The 18,135-nt window shown below is 65.8% G+C and carries 16 protein-coding genes; 11 read left to right on the forward strand and 5 right to left on the reverse strand.

Annotation, left to right across the window (positions count from 1 at the left end; translation table 11 throughout):
- Entirely contained in the window at positions 1-1,107 is a 1,107-nt protein-coding gene (cyoA, locus tag AC3WJR_RS04930) for a ubiquinol oxidase subunit II (RefSeq protein WP_492722784.1), read from the reverse strand.
- 125 nt (positions 1,108-1,232) lie between these two features.
- Between cyoA and AC3WJR_RS04935 the strand changes: the two genes are divergently transcribed.
- Complete coding sequence (locus AC3WJR_RS04935) at positions 1,233-2,567, forward strand: MFS transporter (RefSeq protein ID WP_354280475.1); 1,335 nt, start codon at positions 1,233-1,235, stop codon at positions 2,565-2,567.
- Positions 2,568-2,668: 101 nt separating this feature from the next.
- Here AC3WJR_RS04935 and AC3WJR_RS04940 read toward each other — a convergent pair whose 3' ends face one another.
- The 3 genes from AC3WJR_RS04940 to AC3WJR_RS04950 form a co-directional block, all read right to left on the reverse strand.
- Positions 2,669-5,782, reverse strand: a complete 3,114-nt coding sequence (locus tag AC3WJR_RS04940) for a helicase-related protein (protein ID WP_492722787.1) — start codon at positions 5,780-5,782, stop codon at positions 2,669-2,671.
- Entirely contained in the window at positions 5,779-5,916 is a 138-nt protein-coding gene (locus AC3WJR_RS04945) for a hypothetical protein (protein ID WP_492722788.1), read from the reverse strand. Before AC3WJR_RS04945 ends, AC3WJR_RS04940 begins: the two co-directional genes overlap by 4 nt.
- A gap of 90 nt (positions 5,917-6,006) precedes the next feature.
- Positions 6,007-6,972 (reverse strand): LysR substrate-binding domain-containing protein, encoded by a 966-nt coding sequence (locus AC3WJR_RS04950; protein ID WP_492722792.1) that lies wholly within the window; start codon positions 6,970-6,972, stop codon positions 6,007-6,009.
- Between the two features lie 123 nt (positions 6,973-7,095).
- On the opposite strand from AC3WJR_RS04950, the gene AC3WJR_RS04955 reads away from it, so the two are divergent.
- The 8 genes from AC3WJR_RS04955 (at position 7,096) to AC3WJR_RS04990 (ending at position 13,897) form a co-directional block, all read left to right on the forward strand.
- The gene (locus tag AC3WJR_RS04955) at positions 7,096-8,403 is read left to right on the forward strand and encodes a spinster family MFS transporter (RefSeq protein WP_492722796.1); all 1,308 of its coding nucleotides are present in this window, start codon (positions 7,096-7,098) and stop codon (positions 8,401-8,403) included.
- Positions 8,404-8,493: 90 nt separating this feature from the next.
- Complete coding sequence (locus tag AC3WJR_RS04960; RefSeq protein ID WP_242137124.1) at positions 8,494-9,603, forward strand: S-(hydroxymethyl)glutathione dehydrogenase/class III alcohol dehydrogenase; 1,110 nt, start codon at positions 8,494-8,496, stop codon at positions 9,601-9,603.
- Entirely contained in the window at positions 9,603-10,463 is an 861-nt protein-coding gene (gene fghA / locus AC3WJR_RS04965; RefSeq protein ID WP_492722801.1) for an S-formylglutathione hydrolase, read from the forward strand. Before AC3WJR_RS04960 ends, fghA begins: the two co-directional genes overlap by 1 nt.
- 89 nt (positions 10,464-10,552) lie before the next feature.
- A complete protein-coding gene (locus AC3WJR_RS04970) occupies positions 10,553-10,813 on the forward strand; it encodes a hypothetical protein (RefSeq protein WP_492722803.1) in 261 nt (86 codons plus the stop codon).
- A 230-nt stretch (positions 10,814-11,043) separates the two neighbouring features.
- Positions 11,044-12,030: an aldo/keto reductase gene (locus AC3WJR_RS04975; protein WP_492722805.1), complete on the forward strand. Its 987-nt coding sequence runs from the start codon at positions 11,044-11,046 to the stop codon at positions 12,028-12,030.
- Positions 12,027-12,848, forward strand: coding sequence for an SDR family NAD(P)-dependent oxidoreductase (locus AC3WJR_RS04980; RefSeq protein WP_492722807.1), 822 nt, complete (start codon positions 12,027-12,029; stop codon positions 12,846-12,848). Before AC3WJR_RS04975 ends, AC3WJR_RS04980 begins: the two co-directional genes overlap by 4 nt.
- A gap of 77 nt (positions 12,849-12,925) precedes the next feature.
- Positions 12,926-13,273: a glycine zipper 2TM domain-containing protein gene (locus tag AC3WJR_RS04985; protein WP_354280485.1), complete on the forward strand. Its 348-nt coding sequence runs from the start codon at positions 12,926-12,928 to the stop codon at positions 13,271-13,273.
- 237 nt (positions 13,274-13,510) lie between these two features.
- Positions 13,511-13,897 carry an Hpt domain-containing protein gene (locus tag AC3WJR_RS04990; protein WP_354280620.1) on the forward strand — a complete coding sequence of 129 codons (387 nt, stop codon included), beginning with the start codon at positions 13,511-13,513 and terminating at the stop codon, positions 13,895-13,897.
- A gap of 186 nt (positions 13,898-14,083) precedes the next feature.
- Here the strand turns inward: AC3WJR_RS04990 and AC3WJR_RS04995 are convergent, their stop codons facing one another.
- Entirely contained in the window at positions 14,084-16,426 is a 2,343-nt protein-coding gene (locus tag AC3WJR_RS04995) for a hypothetical protein (protein ID WP_492722809.1), read from the reverse strand.
- Positions 16,427-16,509: 83 nt separating this feature from the next.
- On the opposite strand from AC3WJR_RS04995, the gene AC3WJR_RS05000 reads away from it, so the two are divergent.
- Together AC3WJR_RS05000 and AC3WJR_RS05005 are read left to right on the forward strand one after the other, a co-directional pair.
- Positions 16,510-16,803, forward strand: a complete 294-nt coding sequence (locus AC3WJR_RS05000) for an Hpt domain-containing protein (RefSeq protein WP_354280488.1) — start codon at positions 16,510-16,512, stop codon at positions 16,801-16,803.
- A gap of 111 nt (positions 16,804-16,914) precedes the next feature.
- Entirely contained in the window at positions 16,915-18,075 is a 1,161-nt protein-coding gene (locus tag AC3WJR_RS05005; RefSeq protein ID WP_492722812.1) for a hypothetical protein, read from the forward strand.
- Positions 18,076-18,135 lie beyond the last annotated feature (60 nt).

Raw genomic sequence — 18,135 nt, forward strand, 5'->3', positions numbered from 1 at the left:
TTAGAGGGGGCGCTGCTTGGGCGTATTGGAGTCTTCGGGTTTCGAAGGCCCGCGTTGCGGGACGTCGGACGGGCTTTTCGGCGGTGCCTGCCCGGCGTCACGCGTCGTCAGCGGGGACGAGGTCCGTTTGCCTTCAGCGTTGCCGCTGTTGGGCTTGCCTTCCATCGCCGCGCTGTCCTGCATGTCTTTCTTCATCATCTCGCTCATGCACGTCGTGCCGGGGCGGATGCACTGGTTTACGACGGCGCTGTAGATCGTCGGGTCGACGTTGGCGAAGCGCATCACCGGAACCTTCTCCGACGGCTTTTCAAGCTTGAGATAGTCAGCCCGCGTCAGGTTTCCACCCGCCGCCTTGTTCCGCGCGACCCAGGCGTTGAAGTCGCCATCGGTCATCCCGTAAAACCGGAAGCGCATGTCGGAGAAACCGGCACCCGAGTAGTTTGACGAGAACCCTGCGTAATTGCCGGGCTTGTTGATCACCGCGTTGAGCTGGGTCTCCATCGACGGCATCGCGTAGATCATGCCGGCGAGCGTCGGGATGTAGAAAGCGTTCATCACCGACGACGAGGTCAGGCGGAAATGGATCGGCCGGTCGACCGGTGCCGCGAGCTCGTTGACGGTCGCGAAGCCGTATTCCGGATAGACGAACATCCACTTCCAATCGAGCGCGATCACCTCGACCTCGAGCGGCTTGACGTTCGCCACCAGCGGCTTGCCCGCCGCGATGCGACCGATCGGGCGATACGGATCGAGCAGATGCGTCCCCGTCCACGTCACCGCACCGAGGCAGATCACGATCAGCAGCGGCGCTGCCCAGATCAGCAACTCGAGCTGCGACGAGTGATCCCAGTCAGGATCATAGTCGGTCGTCTCGTTGCTCGCGCGATACTTCCACGCGAACAGGCAGACCAGCCCGATCACCGGCAGCACGATCAGCAACATCAACGCGGTCGAGAAGATGACCAGATCGCGTTGCTGAAGGGCGACGTCGCCGGCGGGGTTCATGACGACCATGTTGCAACCGCCGAGCAGCAGCGCGAGCGCGCCCGCGGCCAGCGTATTGCGAATCGGGCGACGGGGAATCGGGGTGTGACGTAGGGAGGGCATAGCGGCGCGCTATACACAGATGCTGCGCTGCGACATTGGACATTTTGTCCAATGCCATCGCGACATGGTATGAGGCATAGAAGCTGCAATGACCGATCGTCCCGCGGTCCAGGAAGACGCCAACGATGACTGTACAAACCGCATCCCATAATGCCGAACGCGATGCGCGTGCGATCAACGCGCGCCATGCGCACGGCGATGGCCATGTCGATCCGAATGAAATCGCGATCGGCGTCGTCATCGGCCGTACCTCCGAATTCTTCGACTTTTTCGTCTACGCGATCGCGTCGGTGCTGGTGTTCCCGGCGCTGATCTTTCCGTTCGTCGACCGGCTGACCGGTACGCTTTATTCGTTCGCGATCTTCGCGCTGGCATTCGTCGCGCGCCCGATCGGGTCGTTGATCTTCCTCTCGGTCGACCAGGTGCTCGGTCGCGGGACGAAGCTGACGATCGCGCTGTTCCTGCTTGGCGGGTCGACCGCGGCGGTCGCGTTCCTGCCGGGCTATGAGACGATCGGCGGCTGGGCAATCGTATTGCTCGCGCTGTTCCGCATCGGGCAGGGCATCGCGCTCGGCGGGGCATGGGACGGTCTTGCCTCGCTGCTCGCGCTCAATGCTCCGGAGAACAAGCGCGGCTGGTATGCGATGATCCCGCAGCTCGGCGCGCCGCTTGGGCTGATCGTCGCGAGCGCGCTGTTCGCCTTCTTCCTGACCACGCTGTCGCCTGCCGACTTCCTCGATTGGGGCTGGCGCTATCCGTTCTTCGTCGCGTTCGCGATCAACGTCGTCGCGCTGTTCGCGCGTCTGCGTATGGTGTCGACGCCGCATTATGCCGCGATGTTCGAGAGCCGCGAGCTCGAGCCGTCGCATGTCATGGAGACGATCAAGAGCGATTGGCGCAACATCGTCATCGGTGCCTTCGCGCCGCTGGCAAGCTTTGCGCTGTTCCACATGGTCACGGTGTTCCCGCTGTCGTGGGTGCATCTGTTCACCAACCAGAACCCGGAGCGATTCCTCTCGATCGAGATCTTCGGCGGGATCGTCGGCGTCATCGGCGTGATCGCGTCGGGGTTGATCGCGGACCGCGTCGGGCGTCGTTATCTGCTCGGTGTCACGGCGGCCGGGATCGCAGCGTTCAGCGGTTTCGCGCCGCAGTTGCTGTCGGCAGGGTATACCGGTGAATTGACCTTCGTGCTGATCGGCTTCGCGCTGCTTGGTGTGGCTTTCGGTCAGTCCTCGGGCGCGGTCGCGGCGAACTTCGGCAGCACGCGCCGCTATACCGGTGCCGCGCTGACGTCGGATCTGGCGTGGCTGGTCGGGGCAGGGTTCGCGCCGCTGGTCGGCTTGCTGCTCGCCAGCAACTTCGGGCTGATTGCGGCCGGCGGATACCTGCTGTCGGGCGCACTCGCCACGCTGATCGCGCTGGGCGTCAACAAGGAACTGGGTCGCCGGATTTCCTGATCCGGGTCGTCCAAGACCATCAAACGAAACGCCCCCGGCATCCGTGCCGGGGGCGTTTTTGATTCAGGCCAGGTCAGATCGGACCGTTGGGCCGTTCGGTATCAGGCGACCAGTTCCTCCAGCAGTGCCTGCACCCGGCCGGTCCGCGCAGCATCTTCGGTTGGCTCCGTCAGCAGGAAGCGGCCGTTTTTCTCGACCAATCCGGCATCCGCCGTATCCGCGATGAAACCCCGCCGCGGCGTCAGCGCGATTGCCGCCGCGCCCGCGTCGATCCGCTCCACCCGCGCATCGCGCGCAAGCAAGCGCACCCGCGCCCGCGCGAGCAGCGCGACCGCATCGTCCGGCAACGCCCCGAACCGGTCGACCAACTCGTCCTCGAACGCATCGAGCGCGGAATCGTCGGTCACCCGACTGAGCCGGATGTAGAGCGACAAACGGACATCGTCCTCGGGAATCCAGTCGGCCGGGAAACCGCCAGCGGCACCGAGATGAAGTTGCGGCGTCCAGCGTTCGACATCCTCGCCCCGCGCATGGCGCAGCGCACCGCCCAGCAGATGCTGATACAGGTCGATCCCGATCAGCTTGGTATGCCCGGCCTGGGTTTCGCCGAGCAGGTCGCCGGCACCCCGCATATCGAGATCCTGCGCGCTGATGTCGAACCCGGCACCCAATCGGTCGAACGTCGCAAGGGTACGCAACCGCTTGACGGTCCGCTCGGCGATCGCGTCCTCGGAATCGGTGAGCAGGATGACCTGCCCACGCCGGTTGCCGCGCCCGACGCGCCCGCGCAACTGATGCAATTGCGCGAGCCCGAACCGGTCGGCGCGCCACACCACCATCGTGTTCGCGCGCGGCACGTCCAGCCCCGCCTCGATGATGTTGGTGGCGAGCAGCACGTCACCGTCGCCGTCCGAAAACGCCACCATGACTTCGTCGATGTCGGTGGCGGGCATCTTGCCGTGCGCCTCCACGATCTTGAGGTCGGGGGCCGCGCGCCGCAATTTCTCGCCCACGCCCGCCATGTCCTCGATCCGCGGGACGACGACGAAGCTTTGCCCGCCGCGGCCCTTCTCGCGCAGCAGCGCGGTACGGACACGTCCTTCGTCATACTGGTCGAGACTCGTGCGGATCGGCTGGCGGCGCGCGGGCGGGGTCGCGATGATCGAAATCTGCTGCAAGCCGACCAACGCCATCTGAAGCGTGCGGGGGATCGGCGTGGCACTCAGCGTGAGCAAATGGACGTTGCCTGATCCGCGAAGCCGCACCTTGTCGGCCGCACCGAAGCGCTGTTCTTCGTCGATGATGACGAGCCCGAGATTGGCGTAGCTGACGCCCTTCGCCATGACCGCGCCGGTGCCGATCACGACCCGGATCGACCCGTCCGCAAGGCCCGCCTTGGTCGCCTTTTTCTCGGCAGCACTCGACAGGCGCGAGAGACCCGCGACCTTGATCCCTGCCGCCTCGAACCGGCGACGGAAGCTTTCGAGATGCTGGCGGACCAGCACCGTGGTCGGGGCTGCGACAACGACCTGATAGCCCGCGAGCGCGGCGATGCCGGCCGCTCGCAGCGCGACTTCGGTCTTGCCATAGCCGACATCGCCGACGACGAGCCGGTCCATCGGCTTGCCGCGTGCGAGATCGTCGCGCACCGCATGGATTGCGCGGGCCTGATCGGCTGTTTCATTGAACGGGAAGCCGTTGGCGAACCGTTCATACGCAGCGGGATCAGGGGCGAGCACGGGTGCCTCGAGCGTCTCGCGGGTTTCGGCGAGTTCGGTCAGGCCACGCGCACTTTGGGCGATGGCCGCATCGATATCGCCACGGCGTTTCAGCCACGACGATCCGTCGAGCTTGTCGAGCGTAACTGCATCGGCATCGGCACCGTAGCGCCAGATCCGGTCGGCGTCGTCGATCTCGACCAGACGCCGCGCGCCCCCTGCATATTCGAGCGCGATCAACTCGCCCGAGGTCGCCCCGATGCTCGGCGCGGGTTCGAGCCCGAGCACGCGGCCGACGCCATGATCCTCATGCACCACGACATCGCCGACGCGGATTTCGGCACCTCCGGCCAGCGGATTGGCGCTCCCCGCTTCGACATCGTCGAGCATCGCCCGGCTGCCGAGCAAATCGGACGCCGTGATGAGGACGAGCTTGTCGTCGACGAACCCGCAATCGACGGGCATTTCGACCATTGCGGCCTCCCCCGGGGCCAGGTCGCGGAGGTCGCTCCAGTCCTGAACGGTCGTAAATTCGACGCTCAGGCGCTTCGCCACCCGGCCGCGCAGAAACCGCAGGTCACGGCGGCTGCCGGCCAACACCAGCGCATGGTCTGCGAGCAACGGCTTGGTGAACCGCACCAGCTTGGCCAGCGGGGCCTTGACCTCGGCGAACCGGGGAACCGCGTCCACCGCGTCGTCGAACGCGATCGCCTGCCAGTCCTTGAGCGCTGCCTGCCAGTCGGCATCCTCGATCGCATCCACCTTGCCGGTTCCGCGTGCCGCGACGTCGCCAGCAAGCTGCACGAAGCGCAGACGGCGTTGGTCGGCCTTGTCCGCCAGCGCGATCTGGCCGGGCTTGAGATGCATCAGGATGGCCACGGGATCGCTCATCGGCGGTTCCGCCGCACGGCCGACTTCGAGGAAGTCCAGCGAGTCCAGCGTGCGCTGCGTTGCCGGGTCGAAGCAGCGGATCTCCGTGATCTTGCCGTCCACGATATCGATACGCGCAGGCCGCTTGGCATCTGCGGGGAAGATATCGATGACCTCGCCACGGACGGCGACTTCGCCCGGTTCATCGACACGGTCGTCCGCGACATAGCCCAGGTCTGCGATCATCGGTGCGAATGCCGCGACATCGACGGCATCGCCGATCCGCAGCGTCGGCGGTGCGCGGTCGAACGCGGGCGGGGCGGGATAGCGTCGCGCCGCCGCCTCGCCGCTGAGAATGAGCGCGATCCGCTCCCGTTTCTTTTCCGACTGCGCCACCCGCAGCGCATGGAGCGCGGCAACCCGCCGGCCCGCATTGGCAGGCGATGGGGGGGCGACATCGCCGGGAAGCGTGTCGCTCGACGGCACGAAATAAACGCGCGATCTGGCTACGACCGCTTCGAGCGCGCAGCTTATCGCCTCGGCTTGCTGATCATCGTTGGCCAGGAAGATCAGATCGTCCTTCCGCAGCACTTCGGCGATGCGGGTTGCGAGATAGGCGATGTTCATATGGCTTTGCCGCCCTGTTGCGGGGGCAATTCCTGCCGTGCGGGCGTGCGCGGATCCGTCCCGGATCGGTCGATCATCGCCGCTACGGGCGCGATCCATTGGGCAATATGTTCCAGCGGGGTGTCCTTCGTCATTCTACCAGCGAGAAGGAGAACGCACCGACGGACGATGGTGGCATGCCGAGACGGAAAATATCCGCCTGATCCAGAGCAACTCCAGAGCAACTATTGCCGGGCGGCGAATTGCGCGATCAGCCAGCTGCGGAACAGGCTCACCGTCGGATCGGCGAGATCGTCGGCGCGCAGTTTCAGATAATAGCCGAACCCGTCGTCGATCGCGGCATCATAGGGGACGACCAACTGCCCGCCGGCGATCTCGGGCGCGAACATCGCGACGTCGGCGAGCGCAACGCCACCTGATTGGATCGCATAATGCGCGGCCAACGATGCCGTGTCGAAGGCATGACCACGGTTGGTATCGAGCGAAATACCAATCGTCTGCGCGAACGTGCTCCACAACAGTCCGCGCTCCTCGCCCTCCAGCGTGACGTGGAGCAAGTCGTTGTCGGACAGGAAGGCTTCGAGCGACTTGCCCGCATTCGCCTGCGCCAAGGCGGGGGAGCAGACTGGCGCCACACGGACGAGCCACAACAGGTCGGTGATGCGGTCATCGATGTTGGGCCGGTCGAACACGATCGCCATGTCGGTCTCGTGGCTCGGCATGCCGGTGACGGGCGAGCTCGACACATCGATGCGAACGTCGGGATAGGCGCGGTGGAAGTCCCGGATCATCGGCATGACGACCTGTTGCAACAGCGACGGCGGGATGTGGATGCGGATCGGGCGGCCGTTGAGGGGATCCTGGCTGACCGCGGCCATCGTCTGTTCGAGCAGGTCGAACGCGCGACGCACTTCGGGCAGCAGCGCCGCACCCGCCGCGGTCAGGACAAGACGCTGGCCGGAACGGTCGAACAGTTTCTGTCCCAGCACGTCCTCGAGGCTGATGACGTGCCGGCTGACCGCACTTTGCGAGACGTCGAGGTCTTGCGCGCCCGCGGTGAAGCTCATCCGCTGCCCGACCGCATCGAACGCGCGCAGCGCATTGAGCGGGAGCCAGCGACGGTTGATGGTCTTGGACGCGGCGATCGCCTGTACTCCGGACGCGGGCGGGCGGTGGATGCCCGCGCGCATCAATCCGGTTTGTCGGCGAAAGGCAATCCCCACGAGCACGCTTTGCTCTGGTCCCGCTCTTGCACAACCCCGTCGACGCGAACATTGAGGATGCGCGGACACGACGTCCGCGGAGATCGGTTTTTGAGTAGCGAGACGACGCCAACCCTGTCCCCCGCGCGCTGGTATGTCGTGACGATCCTCGCCCTGGTCTATGCGCTCAACATCGCGGACCGTTATGTCGTGTCGACCGTGCTCGAGCCGATCCGCAAGGAATTCGGGCTGAGTGATACCGGGGTCGGCTGGCTGACGGGGGTGTCGCTGGCGTTCTTCTACATCATCGCCGGGCTTCCGATCGCGCGCTATGCCGATCGCGGCAACCGGCGCAACATCGTCGCGGTTGCGCTGGTGACGTGGTCGGGGATGACCGCGCTGCTCGGGCTGACACACAATTTCTGGCAGTTCCTGCTCGCGCGGATCGGGGTCGGGATCGGCGAGGCGGGCTGCACGCCGCCCTCCACCTCGATCATCGCGGACAATTTCCCGCGCGGACGGCGCGCGTTCGCGCTGACCCTCTGGGCGCTGGGGCTTCCGCTCGGCGCGTGGCTCGGATCGAGCGTCGCCGGGGCGATCGTCGACCACTTCCATAGCTGGCGTGCCGCGTTCATCGCGCTGGGTGTCCCAGGCGTGCTGTTCGGGGCGATCATCTTCCTGACGGTGCGCGAGCCGGTGCGCGGGCGGTTCGAGCTGCGCGGCACGGCGGACGACGCGGCGACCTTCGTCGAGACGTGCCGCTTCCTGTGGACCCAGCGATCGGCGTGGCACATCAATGCGGCAGGCGCGGTGATCTGCCTGTGGGGCTGGGGGATGCTGTTCTGGATGCAGACCTATTTCGAGCGCGCCTATGGCCTTTCGACCTCGGAGGCGGGCGCGCGGTTGGGGACGATCTATTTCTGGGCAGGCACGCTAGCGACGATCGCGACCGGCGCGCTGCTAGCGTTGCCGCAGATGCAGGACGTGAAGCGGATCGCCTGGTTCCTCGCTGCTATCGTGATCCTGTCGACGATCCCGTCCTTCCTGATCTTCTGGACGCATTCGCTGAACGTCGCCACCGCGATGCTGTGGATCGTGATCCCGTGCGTCTATCTCTACATGGGGCCGACGATGGCGCTGCTGCTCAACTTCCTGCCGCCGACGATGCGCGCGCAAGGGATGGCGATCAGCCTGCTCGCTGCCAACGTCTGCAACCTGATCGTCGCGCCCACGGTCGTCGGCTGGATCAGCGACACGCTTGCGCCTGGGCTGGGGAGCAATGCGGAGTCGCTGCGCTATGCTTTGCTCGCGCTGTCGCTGACCGGCTTCTGGGCGGGCTATCACTATCTGACGAGCGTGCGGACGTTCGACAGCGACGACGTGCGCCTGGGGCATCCGGGCAAACCCGGCGCCGCTTAGGGATCATTTGGCGGGACCGTTCGGCCACTCTGCGCTTTATGCAATGGAAGGCCGGCCTATAAGCGCCGAGCCCAAAGACCGGAGTATGCCATGAAGACCCGTGCCGCCGTCGCGTTCGAAGCGAAGAAGCCCCTTGAGATCGTCGAACTCGACCTGGAAGGCCCGAAGGCGGGTGAAGTGCTGGTCGAAATCATGGCGACGGGCATCTGCCATACCGACGCCTATACGCTCGACGGGCTCGACAGCGAGGGGCTGTTCCCGAGCGTGCTGGGGCATGAGGGCGCTGGCATCGTCCGCGAGGTCGGGCCGGGCGTCACCTCGGTCAAGCCGGGCGACCATGTCATTCCGCTCTACACGCCCGAATGCCGCCAGTGTAAGTCGTGCCTCAGCGGCAAGACCAACCTGTGCACCGCGATCCGCGCGACGCAGGGGAAGGGGCTGATGCCCGACGGGACGACGCGCTTCTCCTACAAGGGCCAGCCGATCTACCATTATATGGGCTGCTCGACCTTCTCGAACTTCACCGTCCTGCCCGAGATCGCGGTCGCGAAGATTCGCGAAGACGCGCCGTTCAAGACGAGCTGCTACATCGGCTGCGGCGTGACGACGGGCGTCGGCGCGGTGGTCAACACCGCCAAGGTCGAAGTCGGCGATACGGTGATCGTGTTCGGGCTCGGCGGGATCGGGCTTAACGTGCTCCAGGGCGCACGGCTTGCGGGCGCGGCGAAGATCGTCGGGGTCGACATCAACCCGGACCGCGAGGAATGGGGTCGGCGCTTCGGCATGACCGACTTCGTCAACCCCAAGGACGTGAGCGGCGATCTCGTCGCGCATCTGGTCGCGCTAACCGATGGCGGCGCGGACTATACGTTCGATTGCACCGGCAACACGACCGTGATGCGGCAGGCGCTCGAGGCGTGCCATCGCGGCTGGGGCACCTCGATCGTCATCGGCGTGGCGGAAGCGGGCAAGGAAATCAGCACGCGGCCGTTCCAGCTCGTCACCGGGCGCAACTGGCGCGGGACCGCGTTCGGCGGCGCGAAGGGGCGGACCGACGTTCCCAAGATCGTCGACTGGTACATGAACGGGATGATCGAGATCGACCCGATGATCACCCACGTCCTGACGCTCGACGAGATCAACAAGGGGTTCGACCTGATGCATTCGGGCGAGAGCATCCGCAGCGTGGTGCTGTTCTGATGGCGACGGTGAAGACCGTTTCCGAGGTCAAGGCGCATGGCGGGGTGCAGGGCGTCTACAGCCACGCCTCGACCGCGACGGGGACCGAGATGACCTTTTCGGTGTTTGTGCCGGAGCATGCCGAGGGCGAGACGCTGCCGGTGCTGTGGTTCCTCTCGGGGCTGACCTGCACCCAGGCGAACGTGACCGAGAAGGGCGAGTTTCGCGCGGCTTGCGCGGAGCATCGCGTGATCCTCGTCGCGCCCGATACCAGTCCGCGCGGGGACGGCGTGGCGGACGATCCGGACGGCGCGTATGACTTCGGGCTGGGCGCGGGCTTTTACGTCGATGCGACACAGACACCGTTCGCCGAGCATTACCGGATGTGGACCTATGTCACCGAGGAACTCCCGGCGCTGATCGGCGAGACGTTCGCGGCGGACCTGGGCCGTCAGGGGATCATGGGGCATTCGATGGGCGGCCACGGCGCGCTGACGATCGGGCTGACGTTCCCCGATCGCTTCGCGGGCGTGTCCGCGTTCGCGCCGATCGTCGCGCCGTCGCAGGTGCCGTGGGGCGTGAAGGCGCTCGGCGGGTATCTTGGCGAGGACCGGGCGGCGTGGCGGCGACATGATGCGGTTGCGCTTATCGAGGATGGCGCGCGGGTACCGGCGCTGTTGATCGATCAGGGGGAGGCGGACAATTTCCTGGCGGAACAACTCCGTCCGGAATTGCTGCGGGCGGCGTGCAAGGAGGCGGGGATCGACCTGACGCTGCGGATGCAGCCGGGGTATGACCACAGCTATTATTTCATCTCGACGTTCATGGCGGACCATGTCGCGTGGCATGCGGAGCAATTGCGCTTGCGTTCTCCCGCGTAGGCGGGAGTCCAGGGTTCCAGGGTGGTTGGTTTGCAACTCTGGATCCCCGCCTTCGCGGGAAAACAGGGAGAATTCTAAGCGGGTAGTTCATGGCCAAGAAGCGCACGTACCTTACCGCAACGCTCCCCGACGGGTACGTCAAGACGATCGGGCCTACGACCACTGCCTTTACGCATTACTGGCGGATCGTCGCAACGCTGGAGAACGGCAAGACCGAGGTTTTCTGGGGGCATACCAAGTCGCTCGCCGAGGCCAAGCGCAAGACCGCAGCGGCTGGGGAGGCATCCAAGATGCGCGGGTGGCGGGGCTTCGCGCTGGATATTGTCGAGGTTGTAGCGACCGAGGGGTGATGCAAATGTAAAGCCCCTCCCCTTCAGGGGAGGGGTTGGGGGTGGGGCAGTGCCTCGCAGAGAGCAAGGTTCTGCTGGACTGCCCCGCCCCAACCCCTCCCCTGAAGGGGGGGGCTAAGGAAGAAGGGCTCCTTCCCACCCCACTGCGTACTGCAACCCTTTCCCCGGCGGAACATTGGGCGATCGGTGGCAACGGGCACGCTAGCAATGCCCGGCCAAGGAGATCGCTAATGAAAATGCGCAAACTCGGATCACAAGGCCTGGAGGTGTCCGCACTCGGCCTGGGCTGCATGGGCATGTCCGACTTTTACGGCACGCAGGACGACGTCGAGTCCGCAGCCACGATCAATCGTGCGATCGATATGGGTGTCGACTTTCTCGACACCGCCGACATGTACGGCGTCGGGCGCAACGAAGAACTCGTCGGCCGCGTCGTTCGCGAGCGGCGCGAATGGGTCAAGGTCGCCACCAAGTTCGGCAACGTTCGTGGCGCGGACGGGAGCTTCCAGGGCATCAACGGCCGCCCCGAATACGTCCGCCAGGCCTGCGACGCGAGCCTCAAGCGGACCGGGCTCGACCTGTTCGACCTCTATTATCAGCACCGCGTCGACCCCGACGTGCCGATCGAGGAAACCGTCGGCGCGATGGCCGAACTGGTGAAGGCGGGGAAGGTCAAGTATCTCGGCCTGTCAGAAGCCGCGCCCGAGACGATCCGGCGTGCGCATGCGGTCCATCCGATCACCGCGCTCCAGACCGAATATTCGCTGTGGAGCCGTGATCCCGAAGACACGCTGCTCCCGACAGTGCGCGAGCTCGGGATCGGCTTCGTTCCCTATTCGCCGCTAGGGCGCGGGTTCCTGACCGGGCAGTTCAAGACGCCGGACGATCTTCCCGAGGGCGACACCCGGCGCAATCACCCGCGCTTTCAGGGCGAGGCGTTCGCAAAGAACCTCGCGCTCGCGGAGGCGGTCGGCGCGATGGCGAAGGACAAGGGGTGCACGCCCGCGCAACTCGCGCTTGCGTGGGTACTGGCGCAGGGGGATGACATTGTCCCCATCCCCGGCACCAAGCGTCGCCGCTATCTCGAGGACAATCTCGGCGCGCTCGACGTGACGCTGACCAGCGCCGATCTCGAACGGATCGAGTCGATCCTGCCGCCGGGTGCGGCGACCGGAACGCGCTATGCCGCACCGCAGATGGCAGCACTCGACTTATGAGCGCGCTGTCATCGGGTAACCTCGCGATCGTCACCGGTGGCGCGAGCGGGATTGGACTTGCGGCGGCGAAAGCCTTCGCAGGCATGGGAATGCGCGTCGTCATCGTCGACCAACCCGGCGATTCTCTGGACAGCACCGTCGCGGCGTGCGGCGACCAGGCGGTGGGCATGGCGGTCGATGTCAGCGACCGGATCGCGGTCGAGGCGCTCGCCGTTACCGTCGCGGAACACTATGGCCCGGTGTCGGTCCTCATGAACAACGCCGGGGTCGGGGCAGGCGGGGATGTGCTTGCCGATCCTTCCGCATGGGAGCGCGTGCTGGGTGTCAACCTGATGGGTGTGCTCCACGGCATCCAGAGCTTCGTCCCTGCGATGATCGAGAGCGGACAACCCGGGATCGTGATCAACACCGGATCGAAGCAGGGCATCACGCAGCCGCCGGGGAACACCGCGTACAATGTCAGCAAGGCGGGGGTGAAGGCGTTGACCGAGGGGCTGGCGCACACGCTCCGGCAACAAGCGGGCGACCGGGTAACCGCGCATCTGCTGATCCCGGGCTATACGTTCACCGGGATGACCGCCGCCAACACGCCGGACAAGCCTGACGCCGCATGGTCTGCGGAACAGGTGGTAGCGTTCATGCTGGAGGGGATCGGGGCGGGCGATTTCTATCTGCTGTGCCCGGATAACGAGACCACCCCCGAACAGGATCGCAAACGGATCCTGTGGACGGCGGGCGACGTCGCCGAGAACCGACCGGCATTGTCGCGGTGGCATCCGGATTGGAAGGACCAATTCGAAACGTTCATGCGCGGCTAAGCCGATGCGGTCCAAATGAACTTTCGAAGGGGTCGATGGTTGATCGGCCACAGGGTTTAAAGACAGAGGACGACACCATGAAGAAGTTGATGATGGCGGTCATGATGGCTGCAGTGGCACTGCCAGGTCCGGTTCTCGCGGCGCAGGATCGTGATCGCGACGGGTATCGTGATGGCTATCGCGATCGTGACTATCGCGACCGCGGCCGCAACTATCGCGGGCGTGACTCGCGCCGTTACCAGGATTGCAAGCGCAGCAGCGGCACGACCGGTACGCTGGCCGGTGGTGCTGGCGGTGCCGTGCTCGGTAACGTGCTCGGTGGCGGAACGCTGGGGACGGTAGCCGGCGGCGTCGGTGGCGCATTGCTCGGACGTCATCTCGACAAGAAGCATGACGCCTCGCAGAACCGCAAGAACGGTTGCTGATCGGATCTTCCGCGCGCATCACAGCGATGCGCGCGAAATTTCTCTCGAAGACCCCGTTCCCCATTGTGGGAGCGGGGTTTTTTCGTGCTCAACGCGGCGCGAAACGGTCATCCGCGGGCAATATTACGGTGTGTGTCAATCGCTCGTTTACGATCTCCCGCTACACCTGCGTCAGGACCTTCCCGTCCGCGTGGGACGGGATTGTTGGAGACGACCGTGCCACTCGACGACAGAAGCCTGATCGACTGGGCCGTATTTGCCCGCGCGCGTGGTGAACTCGGTGCGGGATTCGTACGGATTCTCGGCTATTTCCGGGAGGACGGGGTGAAATCGGTCGCCGCGATCGAGGCGGCGATGCGGGCGCAGAATGCAGCGGCGCTGGTCATCCCCGCGCATACGCTCAAGGGCGAGGCGCGCCAGTTCGGGGCGGAACCGCTGGGTGAGCTTGCCGAGAAGATCGAAATCGTCGCGCGCGACTGCGTGGAGAGTCACGACACCCCCGATCAGGCGATGGCGGACGTTGCGGCGCTTCGCGGACTGTTCGGTCGGACGCTCGCGATCCTCGAGGCCGAGGCGAACCCGGTCGTCCCGCGTCGGCAGGGGTTTGGGCGCCGGATCGGCTGACGAATAATCGCGGGGCGAATACACGTGACGCGGAAAGCGATCGGTAACACGCACTCTCGCTGAAAGAATTGCGCTTCCCCGGCGAAGGCCGGGGCCCAGTCGTGATGTCCTATATTACAGCGAGCAGCCTTCGCCACCAGCCGCCCTCGACTGGGCCCCGGCCTTCGCCGGGGAAGAGCTGTGTGATCAGGTCCGCAAACGCTCGATCGCCTGTGCCAGCGCGACGTAAAGCTTGCCCATGTCCGACGAAAGCAGCGTCACGCCGAGCGGCGATCCGTCACGACCCGACAGGATCGCGCGCAGCATCGATTCGAAATCGTGGATGTAGCGGTTCACATGCTCACGGAATGCCGCGTCGTCGTCGTAGAGATAGGCGATCTCACGCGCTTCGGTCGTCTCGAGCAACCGCACCGCGCGCCGCGTGAAGACGCCGCGATCGCCCTTGAGATATGCTGGCCACGCGCTGTCGGATACGTCCGCCGAGAAGGTCTTGGCGATATCGATCGACGCCGAGTTGAGCGCCTCGACCAGCAACGAGACGCGGCGCGCCATCGAGTTCTGGTCGGCTTCCTCGCGGTCAAGCCGGTCGTCCTCGAACCGGGCTTCCAGGACCGCAGAGGCATCGGCCAGTGCGGTGATGCGGTCGACAAGCCGCTCGGACGCGCGGGCAGCCGATTCCGCAGCGGTGTCGGCAGCGCTGGCGATCGCCGCGAGCTGCTGTTGGACGGCATGCGTTGCGCCGCGCTCGACGGCGGCAGCGCTATGCTGCTCGATCGCCAGCGCCGCATCGGGGATGACGCTGGCAAGCGTTTCGCGCGCGCGCTCGGCCGCCGCATTGGCGGTGTCGCGAACGCGCAGCAATGCCTCGACCAGTCGCGGTGCGGCTTCGTCGGCGAAGCGGTTGGTCTGGCCGATCGTGTCATCGACGATCTGGCCGAGCGCATCCGCCTTGAGCTTGCCGTCGCTCAACGTGTCGATCAGCGTACCCGCGAGCTTCTCGACCGTATCGTGCTGTGTCGCGACGACATGCGCGATCGCCTCGATCGCGTCGTGCGTGCTTTCGGCAGCGGTGACGAGCGCAAGCAGTTCGGGCTTGGTTGCACCGACATGACGACGCGTATCGCCGACCTTGGTGTCGAGCCGGGTCAGCGCATCGGGCAGCGTCTCGTCGATCTCGCGTGCGGCGGCGTCCAGCGCCAGCAGCAGGCGCTCGGTCGTCTCGATCGCGGTTTGCGCGACGGTGTCACCCATCCGCAGCGCTTCGGTCATCGCATGGGCGGAGCCGCCGAGCGCGCCGATCGACGCGGCAAGCGCCTGGCTGCGATCGATCCCTTGTGCATGGAGCGCATCGAACCGACCCGACACGTGGACGATGTGATGGTCGAGCTCGGCGAAGATTTCGCTGCCCGTACCGCGTTGTGCGTCGAGCCGGGCGGCGACATGCTCGATCAGCCCCTCGATCTCGACGATCCGCGTGGCCAGGCCATCGGCACTGTCATGCGCGACCCGTTCGAGCGCCGCCTGGTTGGTGCCGAGCATCGCGAGCAGTGCGTCGCCCTGCGCGGCGATCCCGCGGCGCGCTTCGTCGATCGCGTCCGCGGTCCGGCCGAGCAGCCCGTCGACCGCGAGCGACATGTCGCCGGTCACCCGCTCGAGCCGCGCTCCGGCGGTCTCGCTGGTCGCTTCCATCCGCGTGATATGTGCCGCGAGCTTCTGCGCGGCACCATTGGCGACCGCATCTGCCTCGCGTCCGCGTTCGGCCAGCGCCGCCAGTTGCGCGTCGAGCGCTGCAGCATGTTCGGTGGCGGTGACACCCGTCGCCTTAAGCAATTGCGCGAGCGCGTCCGTTTCGTGATTTGCGCGTGGCAGGAGCGCGAGCAGGACGTCGAGCCGGGTCTGCGCATTCTCCGCGGCCTTGGCGAGCGTCGTCGCATGCGAGTCTGCCGAGGCGATGTGGTCGCGCAGACCGTTGCCGACGCCTGCGAGCCGCGCAACCGCGCTGTCGCCCAGCGTGCCGAGCCATTCACTCTGTTCGGTAAGCTGAATGCGGTGATCGTCTATCCGGGTAGAAAGCCGGTTGATCGTCCGTTCGAGGTTGGCGGCTTCCGCGCGCATCGCCTGGGCGGTCCGCCCGAAACGGCGCGCTTCCGCGGTGCTGGTGCGCAGCGCGAGCAGCAACAGGATACCGATGAGGGCAGGGGGCACACACAGGCCCGCGACGAAGCTCACCAGCTCGGGAGCGGTCATGTTGGACAGCGACGGCCCAGACAACAGCAGCATCGTGACGATCCAGCCGAGCGACAGCACCACGCCAGCGACCATCAGCCACGGAAAAGGCTTGCCGGGAACCTCGTCTTCGTCCGAAATCACTTCGCTGAAGGCTTCGGGGCGGGAAGGATTTTGCATGGGCACGGTTTCCGCGTCGGACGACAGGGCTTGCGGGTCGGGCAGCAGATCGCCGTGCGGCGCGGAGCCGGGTTTCGGACGATTATTGGGCCGAAGATCGATGATGCGAGAACCCCCGTTCATAAGGGTCGTTTATCATGAAAAGCGCTGACGCAAAGCGAATAGCGAAACCCGACGTTAAGTCCTTGCTCCATACGGTCCGATTCATGGCGTATGAACCGGGTGCAATCGATGCGACGCTGGCGGCGGCAGTGGGCGACGAGCCCATGCTGATCGCTGAATTGCGGGTCGCGTTTCTGGAAAGTGTTCGTCGCGGGCTCCAGGGGCTGGAGATCGCGACGGACGAGGCGGAATGGACAAGCGCGGCTTGGCGGCTGCGCGGGCTCGCGGCGAGTTTCGGCGCGGTGCGGCTGATGGCGCTCGCGACCGAGGCGGCTGATTGCGATGTGCAGGATCCGACACTGATGCGGCGCTTGAGACGCGCGGTCGAGCGGCTTTAATCGTGATCTCATGGCGCGCACCCGTCGTGCGCGATGCTTTGTGCGTCATGGGCATCGCACAACCGTGCGCGGCCTTTGCCAAGCTCATCCGAACGCCGTAACAGCGCGACCATGCTGGCTGGACTGATTTTCACGACCGAAGACGCCGATGATCGGCCTGGGACGCTTGCGGGTACCTTGCCGTTTGGCGGGTTGACGCTGGTGGAATTCCAGGCGCGGCTGCTGGCAGCGGCGGGGGCGACGCAGATCATCCTCGTCGTATCGCGGATGACGCCCGAGTTGCTCGGCGTGATCGGGCGGATTGGACGGCGCGGTGGATCGGTTGATGCGGTGCGAACCGCGCAGGAGGCGGTCGCCAAGCTTCACCCGCTCGCGCGCGTATTGATCGTAGCGGACGGCGTGGTGACGAGCGGCGACATCATTCAGAGCCTCGCATCCGCCGGGCACGATACGCTGGTGATCTGCGATCCCGACGATCACCGCTACGAACGCGTCAGCGCCAAAGCGGCGTGGGCGGGTCTCGCCCTGCTCGAATGCAAGCGGGTCAGCGAAGTCGCCGCGATGCCCCGCGATTATAATTTCCAATCGACGCTCTTGCGTGTCGCGGCGCAGGCCGGGGCGGAGCAAGTCCGTCTCGATCCGCACGACGCCCCCAAACATGCGATCGAACGCAGCGCGGACGCGCTGATCCGGCGCGGGACCAGCACGGTTGCCGCACTCGTCGCCAAACCGGTGCGCTGGGCCGAACGTTTCCTGCTCGCTCCCCTGGTCCGGTTCGCCTTGCCGCCGTTGATGGCGCGCCTCGTCTCGACGCTGGCGCCGCTTGCGATCGGTGGCGCGCTGAGCATCGGTGCGGTGGCGGCGATCTGGGCAAAGCATCCCGTGATCGGGCTGTTGCTCGCGGCACTTGCGCTGGTAAGCGTCAGCATCGCGTCGGCGCTTGGCTGGATCCGTGAGGAGAACCGCATCGCGACGATCGCGACCCATGCGCGCTCCGGGATCGTCGCCTGCGTCGCACTGGCCGTCGGGATACGCGCAGACCCCGTAGCGGGAACGGCACTGGCGGGTGCGCTGGTTGTCGCGGGGGCGTTGCTCGAACGCGCCGCCTTGCCCGCGCTGCTGCGACGCTGGTGGGCGAGCCCGACCGCCTATCTCGTGATCCTGCTGCCGCTGGTGCTCGTGGGGTGGCCGTTGGTCGGCCTGGCGGTGGCCGCACTGTACGGCGCTGGGACACTTGCGGCCGCAATCGAGGCTTTTCGCCAAAAGCCGTAGTCCACCCGTCGCGGCAAACCGCGTAAGCCGCAGTCATGTCGATTGACGGTCGCGATAAGG

It is taken from the genome of Sphingomonas sp. FW306-05-A, assembly GCF_058782275.1.